Origin of the sequence: Streptomyces sp. HPF1205 (assembly GCF_020400825.1) — a bacterium.
In the GTDB taxonomy this organism is placed as follows: Bacteria; Actinomycetota; Actinomycetes; order Streptomycetales; family Streptomycetaceae; genus Actinacidiphila.
On sequence record NZ_JAINVH010000001.1, the window covers coordinates 276,711 to 296,635 of the forward strand.

The 19,925-nt window shown below is 74.3% G+C and carries 15 protein-coding genes; 3 read left to right on the forward strand and 12 right to left on the reverse strand.

Features of this window, described 5'->3' with window-relative positions; all coding sequences use genetic code 11:
- Positions 1 to 61: 61 nt before the first annotated feature.
- The 10 genes from K7G61_RS01155 to K7G61_RS01200 form a co-directional block, all read right to left on the reverse strand.
- Positions 62 to 1,402: a VWA domain-containing protein gene (locus tag K7G61_RS01155; RefSeq protein ID WP_225844567.1), complete on the reverse strand. Its 1,341-nt coding sequence runs from the start codon at positions 1,400 to 1,402 to the stop codon at positions 62 to 64.
- A gap of 69 nt (positions 1,403 to 1,471) precedes the next feature.
- A complete protein-coding gene (locus K7G61_RS01160; protein ID WP_308190565.1) occupies positions 1,472 to 2,554 on the reverse strand; it encodes a PP2C family protein-serine/threonine phosphatase in 1,083 nt (360 codons plus the stop codon).
- A gap of 281 nt (positions 2,555 to 2,835) precedes the next feature.
- A complete protein-coding gene (locus K7G61_RS01165; RefSeq protein WP_225844833.1) occupies positions 2,836 to 5,520 on the reverse strand; it encodes a serine/threonine-protein kinase in 2,685 nt (894 codons plus the stop codon).
- A 191-nt stretch (positions 5,521 to 5,711) separates the two neighbouring features.
- Positions 5,712 to 7,004, reverse strand: coding sequence for a hypothetical protein (locus K7G61_RS01170; protein WP_225844569.1), 1,293 nt, complete (start codon positions 7,002 to 7,004; stop codon positions 5,712 to 5,714).
- 76 nt (positions 7,005 to 7,080) lie between these two features.
- Complete coding sequence (locus tag K7G61_RS01175) at positions 7,081 to 8,052, reverse strand: glutamate ABC transporter substrate-binding protein (protein ID WP_225844570.1); 972 nt, start codon at positions 8,050 to 8,052, stop codon at positions 7,081 to 7,083.
- 92 nt (positions 8,053 to 8,144) lie between these two features.
- Positions 8,145 to 9,563, reverse strand: coding sequence for a hypothetical protein (locus K7G61_RS01180; protein WP_225844571.1), 1,419 nt, complete (start codon positions 9,561 to 9,563; stop codon positions 8,145 to 8,147).
- A 160-nt stretch (positions 9,564 to 9,723) separates the two neighbouring features.
- The gene (locus K7G61_RS01185) at positions 9,724 to 10,773 is read right to left on the reverse strand and encodes a BadF/BadG/BcrA/BcrD ATPase family protein (protein WP_225844572.1); all 1,050 of its coding nucleotides are present in this window, start codon (positions 10,771 to 10,773) and stop codon (positions 9,724 to 9,726) included.
- The gene (locus tag K7G61_RS01190) at positions 10,770 to 12,047 is read right to left on the reverse strand and encodes a 6-phospho-beta-glucosidase (protein ID WP_225844573.1); all 1,278 of its coding nucleotides are present in this window, start codon (positions 12,045 to 12,047) and stop codon (positions 10,770 to 10,772) included. The genes K7G61_RS01185 and K7G61_RS01190 overlap by 4 nt, the downstream gene beginning before the upstream one ends.
- 44 nt (positions 12,048 to 12,091) lie before the next feature.
- Complete coding sequence (locus K7G61_RS01195; RefSeq protein WP_225844574.1) at positions 12,092 to 13,393, reverse strand: ROK family transcriptional regulator; 1,302 nt, start codon at positions 13,391 to 13,393, stop codon at positions 12,092 to 12,094.
- A 130-nt stretch (positions 13,394 to 13,523) separates the two neighbouring features.
- A complete protein-coding gene (locus tag K7G61_RS01200; protein WP_225844834.1) occupies positions 13,524 to 14,621 on the reverse strand; it encodes a mechanosensitive ion channel family protein in 1,098 nt (365 codons plus the stop codon).
- Between the two features lie 330 nt (positions 14,622 to 14,951).
- On the opposite strand from K7G61_RS01200, the gene K7G61_RS01205 reads away from it, so the two are divergent.
- Positions 14,952 to 15,488 carry an HNH endonuclease gene (locus K7G61_RS01205; protein WP_225844575.1) on the forward strand — a complete coding sequence of 179 codons (537 nt, stop codon included), beginning with the start codon at positions 14,952 to 14,954 and terminating at the stop codon, positions 15,486 to 15,488.
- A gap of 145 nt (positions 15,489 to 15,633) precedes the next feature.
- Here the strand turns inward: K7G61_RS01205 and K7G61_RS01210 are convergent, their stop codons facing one another.
- Together K7G61_RS01210 and K7G61_RS01215 are read right to left on the reverse strand one after the other, a co-directional pair.
- The gene (locus K7G61_RS01210; RefSeq protein WP_225844576.1) at positions 15,634 to 15,897 is read right to left on the reverse strand and encodes a type II toxin-antitoxin system RelE/ParE family toxin; all 264 of its coding nucleotides are present in this window, start codon (positions 15,895 to 15,897) and stop codon (positions 15,634 to 15,636) included.
- Positions 15,890 to 16,156 (reverse strand): type II toxin-antitoxin system Phd/YefM family antitoxin, encoded by a 267-nt coding sequence (locus tag K7G61_RS01215; protein ID WP_225844577.1) that lies wholly within the window; start codon positions 16,154 to 16,156, stop codon positions 15,890 to 15,892. Before K7G61_RS01215 ends, K7G61_RS01210 begins: the two co-directional genes overlap by 8 nt.
- Positions 16,157 to 16,382: 226 nt before the next feature.
- On the opposite strand from K7G61_RS01215, the gene pepN reads away from it, so the two are divergent.
- Complete coding sequence (pepN, locus tag K7G61_RS01220) at positions 16,383 to 18,959, forward strand: aminopeptidase N (protein ID WP_225844578.1); 2,577 nt, start codon at positions 16,383 to 16,385, stop codon at positions 18,957 to 18,959.
- 106 nt (positions 18,960 to 19,065) lie between these two features.
- Complete coding sequence (locus K7G61_RS01225; RefSeq protein ID WP_225844579.1) at positions 19,066 to 19,623, forward strand: GNAT family N-acetyltransferase; 558 nt, start codon at positions 19,066 to 19,068, stop codon at positions 19,621 to 19,623.
- Positions 19,624 to 19,925 lie beyond the last annotated feature (302 nt).

Sequence of the window (19,925 nt, forward strand, 5' to 3'; positions counted from 1 at the left end):
GGCCCCCCTCCGCCGCGCCGGGCGGCTCACAGGTCGTGCGCGAGCACTATGTACCCGGCGGCTACTTCTTCACGCGCACGGTCTTCGTCGACCGCGTCTCCAGGGTCATCTCGTCGGCGTCGGCGACCTTCGCCTTGAGCCGCACAGTACCGCTCGCGGCGTCGACCACGTCCACCACCTTGGCGAGCAGCTTGGCGGTGTCCTCGTTGCCCGAGGCGCTCGCCAACTGCACCGCGCGGCCCAGCTTGGCGGTGGCGCCGTCCATGTCCCCGGCCTTCCTGGCCTCCAGGCCCTGCTGGATGACCTGGGCCAGTTCGGCCTGCCCGGTGTAGTGGGCGACCTGCGGGCTGATCCGGGTGGAGGCGGCCATGTCGTCGGTCCACACCGCCCGCACCAGGCCCTGGCCGAGCACCTCCGGGGCGTCCGTGCCGGGGGAGGGCAGGACCAGCGACACGCGTGCCGCGAGCATCTCCTGGCCCAGCCCGGCCGCGGGCACCCGCACGTTGATGTGGTAGTCGCGCGACTCGTCGCCCCACGAGCCGGTCGGGTAGTCGCCGACCCGCGGACCGACCGGCGCGCGCCGGCCGGTGAGGTCCTCCACGGTCGGCGCGACCTGCTTGACGAAGGCGATCTCGGCGCCCTGCGGGGTCCACAGCCGCAAGGACACGTCCGCGACCTCCTTGCCCATGGCGTTCTCCATCATCGCCCGGAAGTCGGCGGCCAGGCCCGCCGGGTCGGCGACGATGTCGGCCGAGCCGAGCAGCGCGGAGGCGATGCCCGTCACCTCCTTGACCTCCCAGTCGGTGCCGACGCCGCGCGCGTCGCAGGTGAAGCGGCCGGCGCAGGCGTCCAGGGCGGCCCGGAGGTCCTCGGGCCTCTCGTGCTCGTTGCGGCCGTCGGTGAGCAGGATGCCGTGCCGTATCGCCACGTCGGCGCCGCCCAGCAGGGAGTCGGCGAGCCGCAGCCAGGTGCCGATGGCGGTGCCGCCGCCCGAGGTGAGCTTGCGCAGCGCCTGCTTGGCCTGCGCGCGGGTGGCCGCGTCGGCGACCGCGAGCCGGCCGCCACCCGGGTAGACCTCGCGTGCCACGTGCGTGCCGGCCACGATCGCGAACGAGGTGCCGTCGCGCAGGGCGTCCACGGCGACGGCGGCGGCGTCGCGGGCGTTGCGCAGCTTCGTCGGCGGGTAGTCCATGGAACCCGAGCAGTCCAGCATCAGCACCACGCCCGCGGCGGCGGCGCGGGCCGTGTCGCCGCCGGGCAGCGGCCGGCCCCCGCTGGTGCCGCCGCCGGTCGAGGTGACCGTCACGATGGCGTTGACCTCCCCGCTGCCCTCGGGCAGGTACTCGTTCTGGTAGACGTCCACCGAGAACTGCGGGACGTTCGACTTGGAAAGAATGGCCATCGCTTCCTGCGCTCCCTGACCCTGAAAACCCTCGTGAGAAACCTTCGCAATGCCCCCCCGCGCCGGTCGCTAGGCGGGTGGGAATCCTGCCCTGGACACGGCGGCCGGGAACGGCAGCACCGCGACCGTCACGTTGTCGTGGCCGCCGCCGTCCAGCGCCACCCCGAGCAGCGCCCGGGCACCGGCCAGCGGGCGGCTGCGGGCGTCCGCCGGGACCACCTCGGCCATCTCGGCGGCGGACTCCGCGTAGTTCCACAGCCCGTCGGTGCACACCACGATCACGCCCGGCTCGTCCGGCTGGAAGGCGGCGACGTGCGGGTCGACCTCCACCGCGTCCGCGCCCAGCCAGCCGGTGATCGCGTGCGCCCGCTCGTCGGCGTACGCCTCGGCCTCCGACATCAGGCCCGCGGCGACCATCCGGGCCGCCCACGAGTCGTCCTCGGTCAGCCGGCTCGGCGGGCGGCTGCGGTCGTCGGGGATCCAGTACGCGCGGCTGTCGCCGATCCAGCCGACGGTCAGCAGCGGGCCGGTGACGACCGCGCTCACGCAGGTGCAGGCGGGCGCGTTGTTGCGCGGGCGTTCCCCGGGCCGCTCCCCCTCCTCGGCCAGCGCGCTCACCGCGTCGAAGGCGGCCAGCAGCGCGCCGCGCATCGCGTCCTGGGCGCCCGCGCCGCGCTCCAGGGCGGTCAGCAGCGACTCGCTGCCGGCGGCCGACGCGGCGGCCGAGGCGTCGTCCGGGCGGTAGGCGGTGGACACCCCGTCGCAGACCACGGCGGCCACCGCCGGGGTGCCGTCGGGCAGCGAGGCGGCGGCCACCGCGAAGGCGTCCTCGTTGCGGTGGTGGCGCAGCCCCCTGTCGCTGACCGCGGCGACCCCCTCCAACTCCTTTTCCTGGTGGTCGCGCTGGCGCGGCTGGGCGTGGCCGCAGTGCTCGCAGTACCCGTCGTCGTCCACCCCGCCGACTCCGCAGGCCACGCACACGCTGCCGCGGGTTGACGGCACGGGCTCCTCCCTCGGGTCGGACAGCCGTGCCGACACGCCGAGGAAGAGCGTCTCCCCGCCGCCGTCGTCCCCGCCCGCGGGCACCTCGCCCGTACCGCCGTCCCGGCCGTCCCCGGTCCGGCCGCCGGAAGGGCCGGCCGCGTCGGGCACGGGACCGGACCCGGGACCGGACCCGGGCGCGGGGGGCGGGCCGCCGGGCGCCGATGGTACGGCGGGGCGCGCGGCCGGCGGTACGGGCGGGGCGGCCGGCGGTACGGCCGGTGGCACGGGCGGCGCGGGCGGTACGGGCGCGGTGAGGTCACGCCCGCAACCGCCGCAGAAGCGGTCATCCCTGTCCAGCGGCTCCGCGCACCGGGGGCAGCGCGGCGGAGTGGGAGGGGCGGCGGAGGCGGCCGTGGAGGCGGCCGACTCGGGTTGTGCTGGCATCGGATTCACACCCACGTCCGGGGGCGGAAACGGTTCGCGCGTTCCACCAGTTCGATCCTTGTACTGCCGTCCTTGGCGAGCCTGGCCAGCAGCCGGTACGAGCTTTCCAGGGCGAACCGCAGGCCGCGCTCGTCCAGTTCGGCGCCCAGGAGCCCGCCGGTCAGGCCGGGGGCGGGGGAGGGGGCGCCGGGCGCGGCCTCGCCCGCCCGCCCGGCCAGCACCCAGTCCAGGGCGCTGCCCAGCACCTCGGTCGCGAGCTGCTCGCGCCGGTCGGAGTCCAGGCCCTGCCGCTGCAGGGCGTCGACCTGCCGGGCGGCCGCGTACAGGTCGGGCAGCAGCGGCTCGGCGGGCGAGCGGCCGCGCAGCCTGGCCCGTATCGACGCCACCCGGGCCGCCGTGTAGTGGATGGACGCCTCCGGCACCGACTCCAGCGCCCTGACGGCGCCGTCGCGGTCCCCCGACCGCAGCAGGACCCGGGCCAGGCCGAACGCGGCGCTCACATAGCCGTGGTCGGTGGTCCACACCAGCCGGTAGTACTCGGCGGCGTTGTCGAGCTGGCCCAGCACCTCCGCGCAGATGCCCAGCGCCAGCTTGGGCGCGGGCTCGCCGGGGAAGGCGTCGTACACCGCGTCGAAGCCGATCGCCGCCGTCTCCTGGTCGCCCGCGCACAGCGCGGCCAGACCCCGGTGCCACACCACCCGCCAGTCGGCGCTGTCCTCGGCGGACGCGTCCAGCGTGTCCAGCACGGACCCGGCCCCCTGCGTGTCGCCCAGTTCGAGCCGGGCCCGCACCTCGCGCAGCCGGCGCTCCACGGAGTCCTCGGGCGCGGACTGCAGCGCGACCACCAGCTCGGAGGGCGCGGCGGCCGACAGGCCCGCCAGGAAGCCCGCGTTGGGGTCGCCGGGGTCCACGTGCGGTACGGGCAGGGCGAGTACGGCGGCGGACGCGTCCAGCCGGGACACCATCGCGGGGGCCGGGCCGCCGGCCGCCTCCCCGCTGCGCTGGGCCGGCAGCCACGTGCCGGGCGGCGGCCCGAACGCGCCGGCGGTGCCCGTCAGGACGGGGCCGCCCGCCGGGGGAGCGGGCGCGGCACCACCCGGAGCGCCCTGGCCGGCCCCGGTCACGGTCACGGCCCCGGCCGGGGTCCCGGCCGCGAGCGCCCGGCCGCGTCTGCGCGCCGCCTTCTCCCGCGCCCGGTCCGCGCCCAGCGCGGAGGTGTCGCCGGTCATCGGGCGCAGCAACTGGGTGTCCACCACCCGCAGTTCGGGGCCGAACAGGGTGGACAGGGCCGGCCGCGGCTGGCCGGTCTCCAGGGCCACGACCTCCCGCAGCACTCCCAGGAGCTGGTCGGCCATCTCCTCGGCGGAGGAGAAGCGCTTGCCGGGGTCGGGGTCGGTGGCCCGCACCAGCAGCCGGTAGAACGACTCGTACCGCTGGAACACCTCGATGTTGGCCGGGTCGGGCAGGCTGTCCGCGAAGACGCTGGTGTAGCCCTGGAAGTCGAAGGTGAGCACCGCCAGGGTGCGGGCGACGGTGTAGAGGTCGGAGGCCACGGACGGGCCGACCTCGGCGACCTCGGGCGCCTGGTAGCCGACCGTGCCGTAGATGGCCGACTCGGTGTCGTCCATGCGCCGGACCGCGCCCATGTCGATGAGTTCGAGCCGGTCCCCGGTCTGGATCGCGTTGTCCACCTTGAAGTCGCAGTACAGCAGGTTGCGGCTGTGCAGGTGGCCGAGGGCGTCCAGGGCCTCGACCGCGTACGCGATGGCCTGCGCGACGGGCAGCGGGCGGCGCCTGCCGTCGGCGCCGCGCCGCTCGTTGGCGATCTCCTTGAGGGACTTGCCGCCGACGTAGGCCATCACGATGTAGCCGTCGAGGGTGCCGGTGCGCTGGTCGAGGTGCTCGACGAAGTTGTAGATGCGCACGATGTTGGGGTGCTCGATCTCGGCCAGGAAGCGCCGCTCGGAGACCGCCGCGGCCAGGGCGTCCTCGTCGCCGGTGTCCAGCAGGCCCTTGAGCACCACCCAGCGGTCGGAGACCGCGCGGTCCACGGCCAGGTAGATCCAGCCGAGGCCGCCGTGCGCCAGGCAGCCCACCACGTGGTACTGCCCGTGCACCACGTCCCCGGGCCGCAGCTTCGGCGTGAACGAGTACGGGTGCCCGCACTTGGTGCAGTACCCCTCGGTACGGCCCGGCCGGTCGCCCCGGCTGCGGCCCACCGGCGCCCCGCACTCGCTCCTGCTGCAGAACCGCTTGCGCTCGGGCACCTCGGGGTTGGCCAGCACCATCGAGGCCGGGTCGGGCCTGGGCACCGGCGGCACGGACACCAGCCCGGCGCCCAGCTTGCCGCGGGTCGGGCCGCTGGAGCCGCTCTTGGCGCTGCGCACCGACACCGAACGGCCCGAGGAGCCGCCGCTGAGGCCCTGCGAGAGCCGCCCGGACACCGAACGGCGGGAGGCCTGCGAGGAGGAGCGGCTGCCGGTGCCCGTGCCGGTGCTCGAACTCCGCGAGGCCGACCGGCCCGACTCGGCGCCGCCCGCGGCGGGGGGCGCGCTCGTGCCCGCGCCGGCGCCGGCCCGGGACTGCGCCTGCGCCGGAACCTGTGCCTGCGCCGGAATGCGCGCCGGGGCCGGCGCGCCCGCCAGCGGTGCCAGGCCGCAGGTGTCGCAGTACAGCTCCCCGCCGCCCATGTCCTCCAAGGTCCCGCCGCAACCCGGCCGTTGGCACTTGCTCACGTGTCCCCCTCAGCCTTTCCCCGGTACGTGCGGACGTTCGTTCGCGGACGAGGCGGCGGCCCCCGGACGGGAAGACGCCGCAGGGACCCCGTACGGTTCGCCGCGCCCCCGGCCGCTGCCGGCGCGGGACCGGTCGCGGGCCCCGGTCATGCGCGTTCCTGGCGGTCGGTGGGGGTGCGCGGGGCGCTGCCGAGGTCGGCCACGGCCTGCTGGTAGCGGCGTACGGCGCGCTCCGCGGCGGCCAGGTCGCACGGCGCGCTCCACAGCAGCCGCCGCGCCTGGTCGTACCGCTCGATCAGCACGGGGTCCTCGGCCATGCCGAGCCTGGCCACCTTGGCCCGGTACGCGTCGAGCCGGCCGCGCAGTTCGGCGCGCACCGCGAGCGGCGCGGTCACCGCGGTCAGCGAGTCGCGGGCGCGCAGCAGTTCCTCGTCGGCGGCCTGCTCCAGGCCGTCGAGCAGCGGGGAGAGCCGGTGCCAGTGCGCGTCCCTGGCCAGCTCCTCGGCGAGCGCGAGCTGTTCGTGCAGGGCCGAGGCGGGACCGCTGACCGCGGGCACGTCCGAGGCGAGGATCTTGGAGAGCACCTCCACGCGGGCGCCGCGCGCCTCGGTGAGGGTGCGGTCGGCCCGGGAGAGCACGTCGCGCAGCCGGGTCAGCCGGTGCTCGGCGTCGTCCCTGACGTGCAGCACCGCCTCCACCTCGCGGCGGATCTCCTCCAGGCGGCGGCCGGCCTCCTCGTAGGGCGAGGTGTCCGGGCGGCCCGGAGCGGGCACCGGCTGCCAGAACGCGAGCGGGTCGCAAACGGTGCGGGACCGCAGGTCCGCGAGGTCCGCGACGAGCCGCTCCAGCTCGTCCCCGGCCGGGTGGGAGCCGGGCCGCACGCCCACCGAGTGGGCCAGCGACCGCACCCGCTGGGTCTCGGCGGCCAGCAGGTCTATCCGGGCGGGCAGCGCCGACCAGACCGAGTCGGCGGCGGCCACCGTCTCCATGGCCTGGTCGTACCAGGTGTTCATACGGGTGAGCAGCTGCTCCAGGCTGAGCCGCTCGGTCAGCCGGGCCGGGCCGGTCAGCGAGCGGGCGTGGTCCGGCACCGCGGCGCCGGTTACGGTCACCCCCTCGCCGCGCAGCAGCTCGGTGAGCCGGGCCAGTTCGGTCTGCGAGGGCCAGCGGCGCCGCGCGCGCAGTTCGCGGGCGGCGCCCAGCGCGTCGGTGTACGCCTCGAAGTGCGTCCACAGCGCCGAGATCGCCGCGTCCGTGCGCGCCCACCGCTCCTTGGTGACGCCGGTCAGCTCGGCGCCCTCCAGCAGCCTGCGGCCTGAGTGGTCCTGGAGCGCCAGAAGGGAGGACTCGACCGCCTCGTGCTCGGCCCCGAGCCGGGCCAGCGCACGGTCGACTTCCTCTCGGCCCATCACCGGTCCGGATGGTCCCGCGACCGCCATCACACCCTCTTCCTGTGCGTACCGCGTTCCGCGTTCCGCGCGCCGCGGGCCGTCGCCTTCGCCTGCCTCCCCGAGGTCACCGGTACACCGGAGGCGGCGGCCCGGTGATCCCCGGCAGGTCCTTGGCGAGCCACGTGTCGTACGACCGCATCCACTCGCTGCCCGCGCCGCCCGATTCGTACCGCGCGAGCACCTCGTTGACCCTGCGTACCAGATCCTGGTCGTCCAGGTTCACGGCCACACCGTACGGCTCGCTGGTGACCGGATGTCCGACCAGGCGCACCGCGGGGTCCTGGGCGGCCTGTCCGGCGGCCAGCGCGTTGTCGGTGAACACCGCGTCGGCCTGGCCGAGTTGCAGCCTGACCAGGCAGTCCAGCTGGTTGGGCACGGTCATGACGTGAGCGCCGTGCCGGTCGTGTTCGAGCGTGGCCTGGCCGGTCGAGGTGTCCGCCGTGCACACCGTACGGCCCTTGAGGCTGTCGTCGAAACCGGTGACGGGCGAGTCCTTGGGCGCGAGGATCTGCTGGCCCGCGGTGAAGTACGGGACGGAGAAGGCGACCTGGCCGGCCCGGGCGCAGTTGATGGTCATCGTCCGCACCACCAGGTCCACCTTGCGCTGCTTGATCGCCTGGATGCGCTGGTCGGTGGGCACCGTCAGGTACTGCACCTTGGAGGCGTCGCCGAGGATGTCCCGGGCGATCGCCTTGACGATGTCGATGTCGAAGCCGGCCAGGACGCCGGTGGACGGGTCGCGGTAGCCCCACAGGTAGCTGTTCTGGTCGACGCCGACCAGCAGCCGGCCGCGGGCCTTGATGCGTTCGACGGCGGCGCCGTCCGTGGTGCCGGAGGCCGGGCTCGGGCTCGCCGCGCAGTCGTCGTCCTGCGCGAGGGCGGACCGGGCGTGCGCCAGGGGGCCCGGCGGACCGGCCGCCACCGCCCTCGCGTCCCCGCCGCCCGGGGTGATCGGCACCAGGACGGCGGTCACCGCCAGCGCGCAGGCCGCCGCCATCGTCAGCACGCCGCCCCAGCCGCGCCCCGCGCCGCCCACCGTACGTCTCCCGTCCGCGCTCGCCGCGCCTGGTGCCGGTCCCGGGTCCGGCCGCGCGCCGGACCCCGTCGCCGAAGTGGTTCCCATACCGCTCACCGGTATTCCGACAGGCGGCGGCCGATGCCCAGCACCGCGCCGGCCGCGGCGAGGACCGCCAGCAGCCCGGCGCCGAAGGCGAGCAGCGACAAGGCGCCGTGCCCGCTCCTGGCGGCCGAGGTGAACTCGGACTGCTCCTGGGCGACGGCCTTCTCCAGGTCCTGGTCGACCTTGTCGAAGCACTGGCCGGTGGTCTCGGTGACGGTGTCGCCGGCCGCGTCCTTGCCGCCGATCACGTGGGCGACGGCCGTGGTGTAGTCGCCGCCGTTGTCGCTGCGGCGCTCGTCGGCGTGGCGGGCCCGCCAGGTCTGGACGCCCTTGATCGCGTCCTTCACCGGGGCGCGGCCCGCGTCGGTGTCGGCGAGCGCGAGGGCCTGGGCCATCTCGCCGCCGACGCCCTTGGGATCGGTACCGGCCAGCGTCTGCATGCCCTTGACGAAACTGGCGTCGTAGCTGTCGCCGGATCCACGGGCCACCAGCGTCAGGTTCTCGTCGCCGCGGGCCTGGAGCACCGCGATCCGCGCGTTGTTGAGCACCCGCATGGACTTGGCGCCGTGCGCGTACGAGTCGCCGAGGTCGCCGCGGGCCACCATGTGCGCGGTCAGCAGCCACACCAGCACCACCGAGGCCGCCGCGGTCGCGGCGAGCATGCCCTGGTTGAACACCCGGTTGGTGCGCCGGTAGTGCCGCCGCTGGGCCCACGCCAGGACGGCCAGCGCGAGCACGCCCAGCACCCAGGCGCCCCACGGCAGCGCCTTCGCCCTGGCGTAGTCGTGGTCGAGCCGCCGGGTCTCCGCCCGGTACAGCGTGTCGGCGGAGTCCAGCAGGCCGCCCTTCTGGCGCATCTGCTGGTTGGCGTACCGCAGGTAGGCGCCGCCGAGCGGGAAGCCCAGCCGGTTGTCGGCCTGCGCGGTGGCCACCAGCCGCGTGTAGTACGGGAGCTGCTCGCTCAGGTGGGACAGGGCCGTGGTGTCGGCGGCCGCGCCCCGGCTGCTGGCGGCGGCCTCGGTGATGAGGCGGGCCGCCCGCTTGATGTCGGTCTCGTAGCGGTCGGTGACCTTCGCGGGCTCCTCGCCGCCGACCAGGAAGCCTCCGGTGACGGTCGCGTCGGCGTCCGCCAGCGAGCGGTATATCTCGGCGGCGTCCGAGCTCAGCGGACCGCTGTGGTGCAGCACGTTGCCGGCCGCGTCCGAGCGGTCGGTGACCTGCCACGCCGTGACGGCCCCGAAGGCCACGACCAGGACGGCCAGTACGGCGCCGATGATCCGCAGCCGGCCCGGCTCGGTGCCGGCCGCGCCCCGGACCCGGTCCGAGGTCTCCCGCCACGGTCCGCGGCGGTTCCGGCCGGGCCGCGTCCCCGGTCCCGGCGGCGTGTTCGCCTCCGGCCGCCCCGCCCTCGTCGGCGTGTGCGTCACATACCCTCCCCCAGCCCCGGACCTCCGACGTGCGCGGGGTCACCCAGCAGTATGGCTGCCGCCGTCTGCACGATTCCACGCCCCCGCGCGCCTTTCGGTTCCGCGCCCCGGCCCGCGGCCCGGCAGCGGGGGACCGGATCCGCTCGCGGGCGCGCCCCGTTCACGCGTAGTGGGCCCGCAGCCTCTCCAATGCCCCCGGCGGGGCCGCCAGACGGTCGAGGCCGAGCAGACCCGCGCCCAGCACGGGAGGCGCCGTCACCACATGGGTGCGGGCCATGGGGGCGCGGGTGGCGAGGCGTTCGGTCAGCCGCGCCATGAGGTACGGGTCGCGGGCCGCCATGACGCCGCCGCCCAGGACGACGTCCGCCTCCTCCTCCAGCAGGCCGAGGCGGCCGAGCGCCACGACCGCCATGGCGGCGATCTCCTCGGCCTGGCGGTCGAGCAGGGAACGGGCGACCGGGTCGCCGGCGGCGGCGGTCGCGAACAGCACGGGTGTCAGCTCGTACCTGCGGTGCCCCGGGACCGTCCCCAGGTGCAGCGCCTCGATCAGCGCGTACATGCTGGTCAGGCCGAAGTGCGCGGGCAGCGCGGCGGCCAGGGCGGTGGGAGCGCCGCGGCCGTCCTCGGCGCGGGCGGCGTACCACAGGGCCTCCTCGGCGAGTCCCGCCCCGCCGCCCCAGTCGCCGGAGAGCCTGCCCAGCGCGGGGAAGCGGGCGGTGCGGCCGTCCGGCAGCATCCCCACGCAGTTGATGCCCGCGCCGCAGACCACCGCCACGCCCCGCGGGGCGTCGACGCCGGCCCGCAGGATCGCGAAGGTGTCGTTGGCCACGCGGGTGGAGTTCGCCCAGCCGCGCGCGTGCACGGCTGCCTGGAGCCGCTCCTCCTCGACCGGCAGGTCCGCGTTGGCCAGGCAGGCCGAGGTGTGCTCGGCCAGCGGTGCGGCCGCCGGCTCCCCGGCGGCCGCGGCTCGGGCGGCGGGCAGGCCCGCGTCGGCCGCCGCGCGCTCCACGATCCGCGCGAGGGCCGACACTGCCGCCTCGACCCCGACGACGGGCGGCTGGAACCCGCCGCCGCGGGCGGCGCCGAGCACCGTCCCGTCGGCGGCGACCAGCGCCACGTCGGTCTTGCTGTTGCCCGCGTCGACGGCGAGGACGCCACCGGGGACGAGCGGCCGCGGGGACCGGGGCGGAGGGCCCCCGGGGAGGGTCACGCCCACGCCAAGTGCTGCCGGTTGTGCGCGACGAGACGGTCGGTCAGGGCCTCGGCGTACTCGTACTGCCCGATCAGCGGGTGGGACAGCAGGGCCTTGAACACCCGGTCCCGTCCGCCGCGCAGGGCGGCCTCCAGCGCCAGGTCCTCGTACGCGGACACCTGGGCGACCAGCCCCGCGTACAGCGGCTCCAGCGGCGGCACCGGCAGCGGCGAGGCCCCGCCCGTGTCCACCACGGCCGGCACCTCGATCACGGCGTCGTCGGGGAGGAAGGGCAGGGTGCCGTTGTTGTACGTGTTGACGACCTGCACGTCGCCGCCCGACGAGGAGGACCCGGCGCGCAGCAGCGAGGAGGCCAGGGCGACGGCCGCCTCGGAGTAGAAGGCGCCTCCCCGCTCGGCCAGCAGCGCCGGCTTCTCGTCGAGCTTCGGGTCGCCGTACATCTCCAGCAGCCGCCTCTCCATCGCCGCCACCTCGGCGGCCCGCGACGGCTTGGTGCGCAGCTCCCGCACCACCTCGTCGTGCGTGTAGTAGTACCGCAGGTAGTACGAGGGGACCACGCCGAGCCGGTCCACGATCTGCCGCGGCATGCGCAGGTCGGCGGCGATCGCGTCGCCGTGCTCGGCGAGCAGGGCGGGCAGGACGTCCTCGCCGCCGGGGCCGCCGAGCCGCACCCCGCGCTCCCAGGTCAGGTGGTTGAGGCCGACGTGGTCCAGGTGCACCCGCTCGGGGGGCGCGTCCAGCAGGGCGGCGAACTTGCGCTGGAAGCCGATCGCGACGTTGCACAGGCCGACCGCCTTGTGGCCGGCCCCCAGCAGCGCCCGGGTGACGATGCCCACCGGGTTGGTGAAGTCGATGATCCAGGCCCCGGGCGCGACCCGCCGTACCCGCTCGGCGATGTCCAGCACGACCGGCACCGTGCGCAGCGCCTTGGCCAGTCCGCCGGCGCCGGTGGTCTCCTGGCCCACGCAGCCGCACTCCAGCGGCCAGGTCTCGTCCTCCTCGCGGGCGGCCTGCCCGCCGACGCGGAGCTGGATCAGCACCGCGTCGGCGCCGGCCGCGCCCGCCTCCAGGTCGCCGGTGGTGGTGATCCGGCCGGGGTGCCCCTGCCTGGCGAAGATCCGCCGGGCCAGCCCCCCGACCAGGTCCAGCCGGCCCGCCGCCGGATCGATCAGCACCAGCTCCTCCACCGGCAGCGAGTCGCGCAACCGCGCGAACCCGTCGACGAGTTCGGGGGTGTACGTCGACCCGCCGCCCACGACCGCCAGTTTCATCCCTTGACTCCCGTCATGGTCACGCCTTCGACGAAGGCCCTTGGTCAGCGCGAGGTGTCGAACACCTCGTCGCGGGTGGTGGCGAGGGCGCTTTCGAGCGCACCGCTGAGGACGGGGTGGGCCTGGACGGCGCCGAGCACCAGGCGGGGGCGGGGGACGGCGAGTTCGGCCAGCTCGGACTGGATCAGGGCGCGCAGCGGTTCGCCGCCGGCCATGGTGACGTCGCCGGACAGCACGATCAGCCCGGGGTCGAGCACGGCCACCATGGAGGCCAGGCCGATGGCGTGCCCCGTGGCGCAACGGGCCAGCAGTTCGAGGTACGGGTCCGCGTCCCCGGCGCGGCCGTCCCGGCCCGCGGCGGCCTCCTGCCCGGCGCCCCCTTCCGTGGCGTCCCTCCCGGCGCTCTCGTACCGCTGCCTCGCGGTGGCCAGCAGGGCCGCGGCGGACTCGGCCCAGGTGCCCCCGGGCGGGTCGATGCCCAGCTCGCGGGCGACGCGCAGCACGGCGTTGCAGCCGACCAGCTCCTGGAAGCCGCCGTTGTTGGCCTTGGCGACGTCGCGGACCAGGGCCGTGCCGGGCACCGGCAGGAAGCCGACCTCGCCGGCGCCGCCGGTCCGGCCGCGGTGCAGCCGGCCGCCGATGACGATGGCGGCGCCGATGCCCTCCTCGTTCCACAGCAGGACGAAGTCGTCGTGCCCGCGGGCGGCCCCGACGCGCTGCTCGGCGACCGCGACGAGGTTCACGTCGTTGTCGTACACCAGCGGCATCGGCAAGGTGGCGGCCAGCTCGTCCAGCAGCGAGGGGGAGTGCCAGCCGGGAAGGTGGCGGGCGTACCGCAGCCGGCCGGTGCCGGGGTCGAACGCGCCCGGCGTGCCGATCACCACCCGGTGCAGGTCGGACCGGCTCAGTCCGGCCGCCTCCACCGCCCCGTCCAGCGCCCGGACCACCTGCTCCACGGCGCTGCCGGCCCGGTGGCGCGGGGTGGGCAGCGTGAAGGAGCCGACCGTGCGGCCGGTGACGTCCGCGACGGCGGCCCTGATCCGCTCGGTGGTGACGTCGAGCCCGGCGACGTGAGCGGCCGCCGGGTTGACCGAGTAGAGCTGGGCGTTCGGGCCGGGACGGCCCGTGGTGGTACCCGTGGCCAGCACCAGTCCGGCTGCCTCCAGCCGGGCCAGCAACTGGGAGGCGGTGGGCTTGGACAGGCCGGTGAGCTTGCCGATCCGGGTACGGGAGAGCGTGCCGTGCTCCAGCAGGAGGTCGAGCGCGGCGCGGTCGTTCATGGCGCGAAGGAGGCGCGGCGTTCCGGGGGTGCCGAGGACGCGCGGCGTTCCGGGGGTGCCGGTCATGCGCGCCGTCCTCCCTCCGTTCACTGGCACTGTTAGGAAAGTTTCCTAATGATGGAACGAACGGTAGGCCCCCCGCGCGGGGCCGTCAAGGTCCCGCGCGCGGGGGGCGGGCGCGAACCGGCGGGCGGTCTCAGCGCTCCCCGCTCGCGGGCGGGGGGACGGGGCGCGTCGCCGGGCCGGGAACGTCCTGGGCGGGCGCGGCGAGCGCTTGGGCCTCCGGCGCGGAGGGGGACTCCTGGGCCGCGGAGGCGGGCGGGCAGGTTGCCTGAGCCGGGGAGGGGAGCGCGGAGGCCGCCTCGGCCGGGTCCGTCGCCGACGCGACGGGGGCGCCGCCGGTGATCTGGATGCCCTCCTCGTCGAAGGCCCGCTTGATGCGCCAGCGCAGCTCGCGGGCCACCTCGGCGGCCTCGCCCGGCATCGTCTTGGCCTGCGCCTGGATCACCACGAACTCCGGGCTCACCGACTCCAGGCCGAGCACCTTCACCGGCTCCCAGAGCTTCTCGTCCCACGGGTCGCTCTTCGCCAGGTCGTCCGCGGTCGTCGCTATCACCCGGCGGGCCCGCTCCAGGTCCTCCCCGGCGCCGACCTGGACGTCCACCACCGCGGTCGCCCAGCCCTGGCTGAGGTTGCCGATCCGCTTGACCTCGCCGTTGCGCACGTACCAGATCTCGCCGCCCGCGCCGCGCAGCTTCGTCACCCGCAGCCCGACCTCGATGACCGTGCCGGTGGCCACTCCGGCGTCGATGACGTCGCCGACCCCGTACTGGTCCTCCAGGATCATGAACACGCCGGACAGGAAGTCCGTCACCAGGTTGCGGGCGCCGAAGCCGATCGCCACTCCCGCGACACCGGCGCTGGCCAGCAGCGGCGCCAGGTTGATCTTGAGGACGGACAGCACGGTCAGCGCGGCCGTGCCCAGGATCAGGAACGACGCCACGCTGCGCAGCACGGACCCGATCGCCGCGCTGCGCTGCTTGCGCCGCTCGGCGTTGACCAGCAGACCGCCCAGTGTCGTGCCGGCGGCGGCCTCGGCGCCCCGGTTCATCCGGTCGATCAGCCGGGTGATGGTCCGGCGCACCACGTTGCGGAGCACCAGGGCGATGACCACGATCAGCAGGATGCGCAGGCCCGCCGCCAGCCAGTTCGCCCAGTTGTCGTCCACCCAGCTGCTCGCCTGGGCCGCGGAGTGCGGCAGGGCCAGCGTGTGCCGGGAGGGGTGCGCGGCCAGGTGGTGCCCGGACACGTGACGGACGGGCACGTGGTGGATGGCGGGCGCGGCGGCCAGGGACGTCGCGGTGGGCAAGAGAGGGACCTCCGTCGGTGTACCGAACCTCCAATCTAACGGGCGACCGATGCCGTCTCGTTGCCGTCCCCGAGGCGCGGAACGCCGGAAAGCTGGGGATGTAAGGGATGTGAGGTCCCGCCGGAGCGGACGTGTGGTCCAAAACACCCTCGGTCCGTTACCCGGGCATGGTGGCGCCGTGCCCCGCCTTCCGGAGAGACTGAGACAGATCGTCCCGGCGCGAGCCACGCGCCGCCGGCGTTAAAGGAGGCATCCGTGCCGCATGTCCTGGTCCTGAACGCGTCGTACGAGCCGCTCGGCGTCGTACCGCTCCGCCGCGCGCTCGTCCTCGTGCTCAACAACAAGGCCGTGTGCCTGGAGGAATCCGGCGCCTACCTGCACAGCGAGACAAAGGCGCTGCCGGCGCCGAGTGTCGTCAAACTCACCAAATTCGTGCGTGTGCCCTTCCGGGGCACCGTGCCGCTGACCCGCCGAGCACTGTTCGCCCGCGACGGAGGCAAGTGCGCGTACTGCGGAGCCGCCGCAACCAGCGTCGACCACGTCATTCCGCGCAGCCGCGGCGGGCAGCACGCCTGGGACAACGTGGTGGCCGCCTGCAGAAGGTGCAACCACGTCAAGGCCGACCGCCATGTGGCGGAACTCGGCTGGCGGCTGCGCCATCAACCCGCCCCGCCGTCCGGCCTCGCCTGGCGGATCATCGGGACCGGGCATAGGGACCCGCGCTGGCTGCCATACCTGCAGCCTTTCGGCGCGGACGACGCCTTGGCCCGGATCGACGGCATATCAGCCTGAGACCCGGGCCTTCGTGTTTGTTGATAGTGCCCCTGACCAGCGGATTCGCCAGTCGGGGGCACTCTCGTCGGTTGGTACGGCGCACCTGGCTGTCGATCGGGCTGGATGCCGTGCCCGAACCTCCCCCGCGGCGGGTAGGTGCCTTTCAGGAGCCGTAGACGCTGGACCGGTGCCCGACGTGCACGACCCACACGACCAACTCGCCGTTGTCGATGGTGTAGATGACCCGGTAGTCGCCGACGCGCAGACGACGCCGCTCCGGCTGGGACACAAGGGCGGTGGTATTGAATCCGAGAGGGTCGCTCTCCAGTTCTGTCAGCTTGGCGAGGATGCGGAGTGCTGTGTCCCGGGGGACCTTCCGGAGCTCGGCCTGGGCCTCGGGCCGGAAGACGGTGCGGTACTCACTCACTGCGCGCCAGCGTCTCCTTCATGACGTCCTCGATCGGAACGCCGGGGGACCGGTCCGCCATCCGCTCGTCGATGATGCGGTTGATCTCGCGCTCTTCCCACTGCTGGTACTTGCGCAGAACGTCGATCGACACCACTGCGGCGACTTCCTTGCCCCGGCGAGTGATGACGGTGGGCTGATCGTCACGGTCGGCACGATCGACGACCTCGGCCAGATGCGCGCGGACATCGCGGATGGACTCGATGGGCATCTGCGTCATGCTTTGATGGTACCAAGTGACTCATGTGTACACAAACGGCTTTCTCCGGAGGGTGAGAAGCTTGCCGTCGCCGGGCCTTCGTGTATATCCCGTCCGATCACTGTCCGTCACCGCTGCGCGGCCTCCCGAGTTGTCCACAGGGGGCCCGCGGGGGGAGCGATGATCGTGCGAGGATGGGCGTCCTGGGCGGGAACACGTCCTGGACGACGGAGAAGGAGTGGCCACCGTGGCTGGTACGAACCTGACGCGCGAGGAGGCGCAGGAGCGCGCGCGCCTGCTCACCGTGGACAGCTATGCGGTCGAGCTGGATCTCAGCGGCGCGCAGGACGGCGGCACGTACCGGTCGCGCACGACGGTTCGGTTCGAGGCCGCGCGCGAGGGCGCCTCGACCTTCATCGACCTGGTGGCGCCCACCGTGCACGAGGTGGTGCTCAACGGTGAGCCGCTGGACCCGGCCGAGGTCTTCGCGGACTCGCGGATCGCCCTGCCGGACCTGCGCGCGGGGGCCAACGAACTGCTGGTGGTCGCGGACTGCGCCTACACCAACACCGGCGAGGGCCTGCACCGCTTCGTCGACCCCGTGGACAAGCAGGCGTACCTCTACACCCAGTTCGAGGTGCCCGACGCCCGCCGCGTCTTCGCCAGCTTCGAGCAGCCCGACCTGAAGGCCGTCTTCGCCTTCACGGTGAAGGCCCCGGCCGGCTGGACGGTCGTGTCCAACTCGCCCACGCCCGAGCCCACCGCCGAGGGCGTGTGGGTGTTCGAGCCCACCCCGCGCATCTCCACGTACGTGACCGCGCTGATCGCGGGCCCGTACACCTCCGTGCACAGCAGCTGGGAGGACGGCGAGGGCCGCAGCGTGCCGCTGGGCGTCTACTGCCGGCCCTCCCTGGCCGAGCACCTGGACGCCGAGGCGATCTTCGACGTCACCCGGCAGGGCTTCGACTGGTTCGAGGAGAAGTTCGCCTTCCCCTATCCGTTCGCCAAGTACGACCAGCTCTTCGTCCCGGAGTTCAACGCCGGCGCGATGGAGAACGCGGGCGCCGTCACCATCCGCGACCAGTACGTCTTCCGCTCCAAGGTGACCGACGCCGCCTACGAGCTGCGGGCCGAGACGATCCTGCACGAGCTGGCCCACATGTGGTTCGGCGACCTGGTCACCATGGAATGGTGGAACGACCTGTGGCTGAACGAGTCGTTCGCCACGTACACCTCCATCGCCTGCCAGGCCCACGCGCCGGGCTCGAAGTGGCCGCACGCGTGGACCTCCTTCGCCAACTCCATGAAGACCTGGGCCTACCGGCAGGACCAGTTGCCGTCCACCCACCCGATCATGGCCGAGATCAAGGACCTCGACGACGTCCTGGTCAACTTCGACGGCATCACCTACGCCAAGGGCGCCTCGGTGCTCAAGCAGCTCGTGGCATACGTGGGGATGGACGAGTTCTTCGCGGGCGTGCAGGCGTACTTCAAGCGGCACGCCTGGGGCAACACCCGGCTGACCGACCTGCTGGGCGCCCTTGAGGAGACCTCGGGCCGCGACCTGAAGACGTGGTCCAAGGCCTGGCTGGAGACGGCCGGCATCAACGTCCTGCGCCCCGAGCCGACCGTCGCCCCCGACGGCACCCTCACCTCGCTCGCCGTGCGCCAGGAGGCCCCCGACCTGCCGGCCGGCGCCAAGGGCCAGGCGGTGCTGCGCCCGCACCGCATCGCGGTGGGCCTGTACGACCTGAGGGACGGCAAGCTGGCCCGCACGCAGCGGATCGAGCTGGACATCGACGGCGAGCTCACCCAGGTGCCGCTCGACGCGGGTACCCGCCGCCCCGACGTGATCCTGCTCAACGACGACGACCTGTCCTACGCCAAGGTCCGGCTCGACGAGCAGTCCCTCGCCTTCGTCCGCGACCACCTGGGCGACTTCACCGAGTCGCTGCCGCGCGCCCTGGTGTGGGCCGCGGCCTGGGACATGACCCGAGACGGCGAGGTGGCCGCCCGCGACTACCTGGAGCTGGTGCTGCACGGCATCGCCAAGGAGACCGACATCGGCGTCGTGCAGTCCCTGCACCGCCAGGTCAAGCTGGCGCTGGACCTTTACGCGGCGCCGGCCTGGCGGGAGACCGGCCTGGCCCGCTGGACCGAGGCGACCCTGGAGCACCTGCGGGCCGCGGCCCCCGGCAGCGACCACCAGCTCGCCTGGGCCCGCGCGTTCGCGACCGTCGCCCGCACCCCCGAGCAGCTCGACGTCCTGACCGGCCTGCTGGACGGCTCGGTGTCGTACGAGGGGCTGGCCGTGGACACCGACCTGCGCTGGACGCTGCTGAACCGGCTCGCCGCGACCGGCCGGGCCGGCGAGGAGGAGATCGAGGCCGAGCTGAAGCGCGACCCCACCTCGGCCGGCGAGCAGCACGCGGCGGCGGCCAGGGCGGCCCGGCCCACCGCCGAGGCCAAGTCGGCGGTGTGGGCGTCGGTGGTGGAGGACGACAAGTTGCCGAACGCGGTGCAGGACGCGGTGATCGGCGGCTTCACCCAGGCCGATCAGGGCGAGCTGCTGGCGCCGTACGCCGAGCGGTACTTCGCCGAGGTCAAGCGGGTCTGGGAGACCCGCAGCCACGAGATGGCCCAGCAGATCGTGGTCGGCCTGTACCCGACGCTCCAGGTCTCGCAGGCCACCCTCGATGCCACCGACGCCTGGCTGGCAGAGGCCGAGCCCGTGCCGGCGCTGCGCCGCCTGGTCGTCGAGAGCCGCGCGGGCGTGGAGCGCGCCCTGAAGGCCCAGGAGGTGGACGCGGCGGCGGCGAGCTGACCGCGGACGGCGAGCGGCGGGCAGGACGACAACAGAAGCCGACACGACGGCAGCAGCACGGCAGCAGCACGACAACAGAACGACAACAGAAGGGGTGCCCCGGCGCATGACCGGCGTCCGGATCGAGTCCGAGCACACCGCCGGGCTGGGCGTCCAGCGGCTGCGGGCGGTGCGCGAGTTGCTGGACGCGGCGTTCGCCGGGCACCCCGACGGGGACTTCACGGACGCCGACTGGGACCACACCGTGGGCGGCATGCACGTCATGGCGTGGGAGGGGGAGCGGCTGATCGGGCACGCCTCGGTGGTGCAGCGCCGGCTGCTGAACGGCGGGCGGGCGCTGCGCACCGGATACGTGGAGGGTGTCGCGGTGTCCGCCGACCGGCGTGGGCGGGGCCACGGGGCCGCCGTGATGGCCGAGGCGGAGCGGCTGATCAGGGGTGCGTACCGGCTCGGGGCGCTCGCCCCGACCGAGGAGGCGGTCGGCTTCTACGCCGCCCGGGGCTGGCGGCCGTGGCCGGGCCCCACTTGTGTCCTGACCCCCGACCGGGGCGTGCGCCGCACACCGGACGCGGACGGCTGGGTCCACGTGCTGCCCGTCACCGGCACCCCGCTGGACACGGCCGAGCCCCTGATCTGCGACTGGCGCGACGGCGAGGTCTGGTGACCCCGGGCGGGCGCAGAGGGTCCGCCGCAGCCCGCAAGCCCGCAGGCGGCCCGCCCGCAGCCCGTGCAGGGCCCGCCCGCCGCTCGCCGACGTACTGTCAAACATCCTGTGGGCAAAGCCGATCGATCGAGCTCATCACGGGACCCGCTCCGGTGACGTCCCGGCGTGTTTGAGGGAAACCCGGGGCGAAGCCGGTAAAGGTGAGGCCGACCGGCTCCTGCTCGTTGGCCACGTGTTCACCGGCAACCTCCATCGCCCCGTACCCGACTCCCCGGAGAGTTTTGAGGGGTCCACGACAGGAC

Excerpts from the sequence above, each read along its gene's own strand:
- K7G61_RS01195 (WP_225844574.1), bottom strand. The coding sequence starts at position 13,393 with ATGACCGGCACCCCCGGAACGCCGCGCGTCCTCGGCACCCCCGGAACG.
- K7G61_RS01170 (WP_225844569.1), bottom strand. The coding sequence starts at position 7,004 with ATGGCGGTCGCGGGACCATCCGGACCGGTGATGGGCCGAGAGGAAGTC.
- K7G61_RS01165 (WP_225844833.1), bottom strand. The coding sequence starts at position 5,520 with ATGGGCGGCGGGGAGCTGTACTGCGACACCTGCGGCCTGGCACCGCTG.
- K7G61_RS01190 (WP_225844573.1), bottom strand. The coding sequence starts at position 12,047 with ATGAAACTGGCGGTCGTGGGCGGCGGGTCGACGTACACCCCCGAACTC.
- K7G61_RS01225 (WP_225844579.1), top strand. The coding sequence starts at position 19,066 with ATGACCGGCGTCCGGATCGAGTCCGAGCACACCGCCGGGCTGGGCGTC.
- K7G61_RS01155 (WP_225844567.1), bottom strand. The coding sequence starts at position 1,402 with ATGGCCATTCTTTCCAAGTCGAACGTCCCGCAGTTCTCGGTGGACGTC.
- K7G61_RS01215 (WP_225844577.1), bottom strand. The coding sequence starts at position 16,156 with ATGACGCAGATGCCCATCGAGTCCATCCGCGATGTCCGCGCGCATCTG.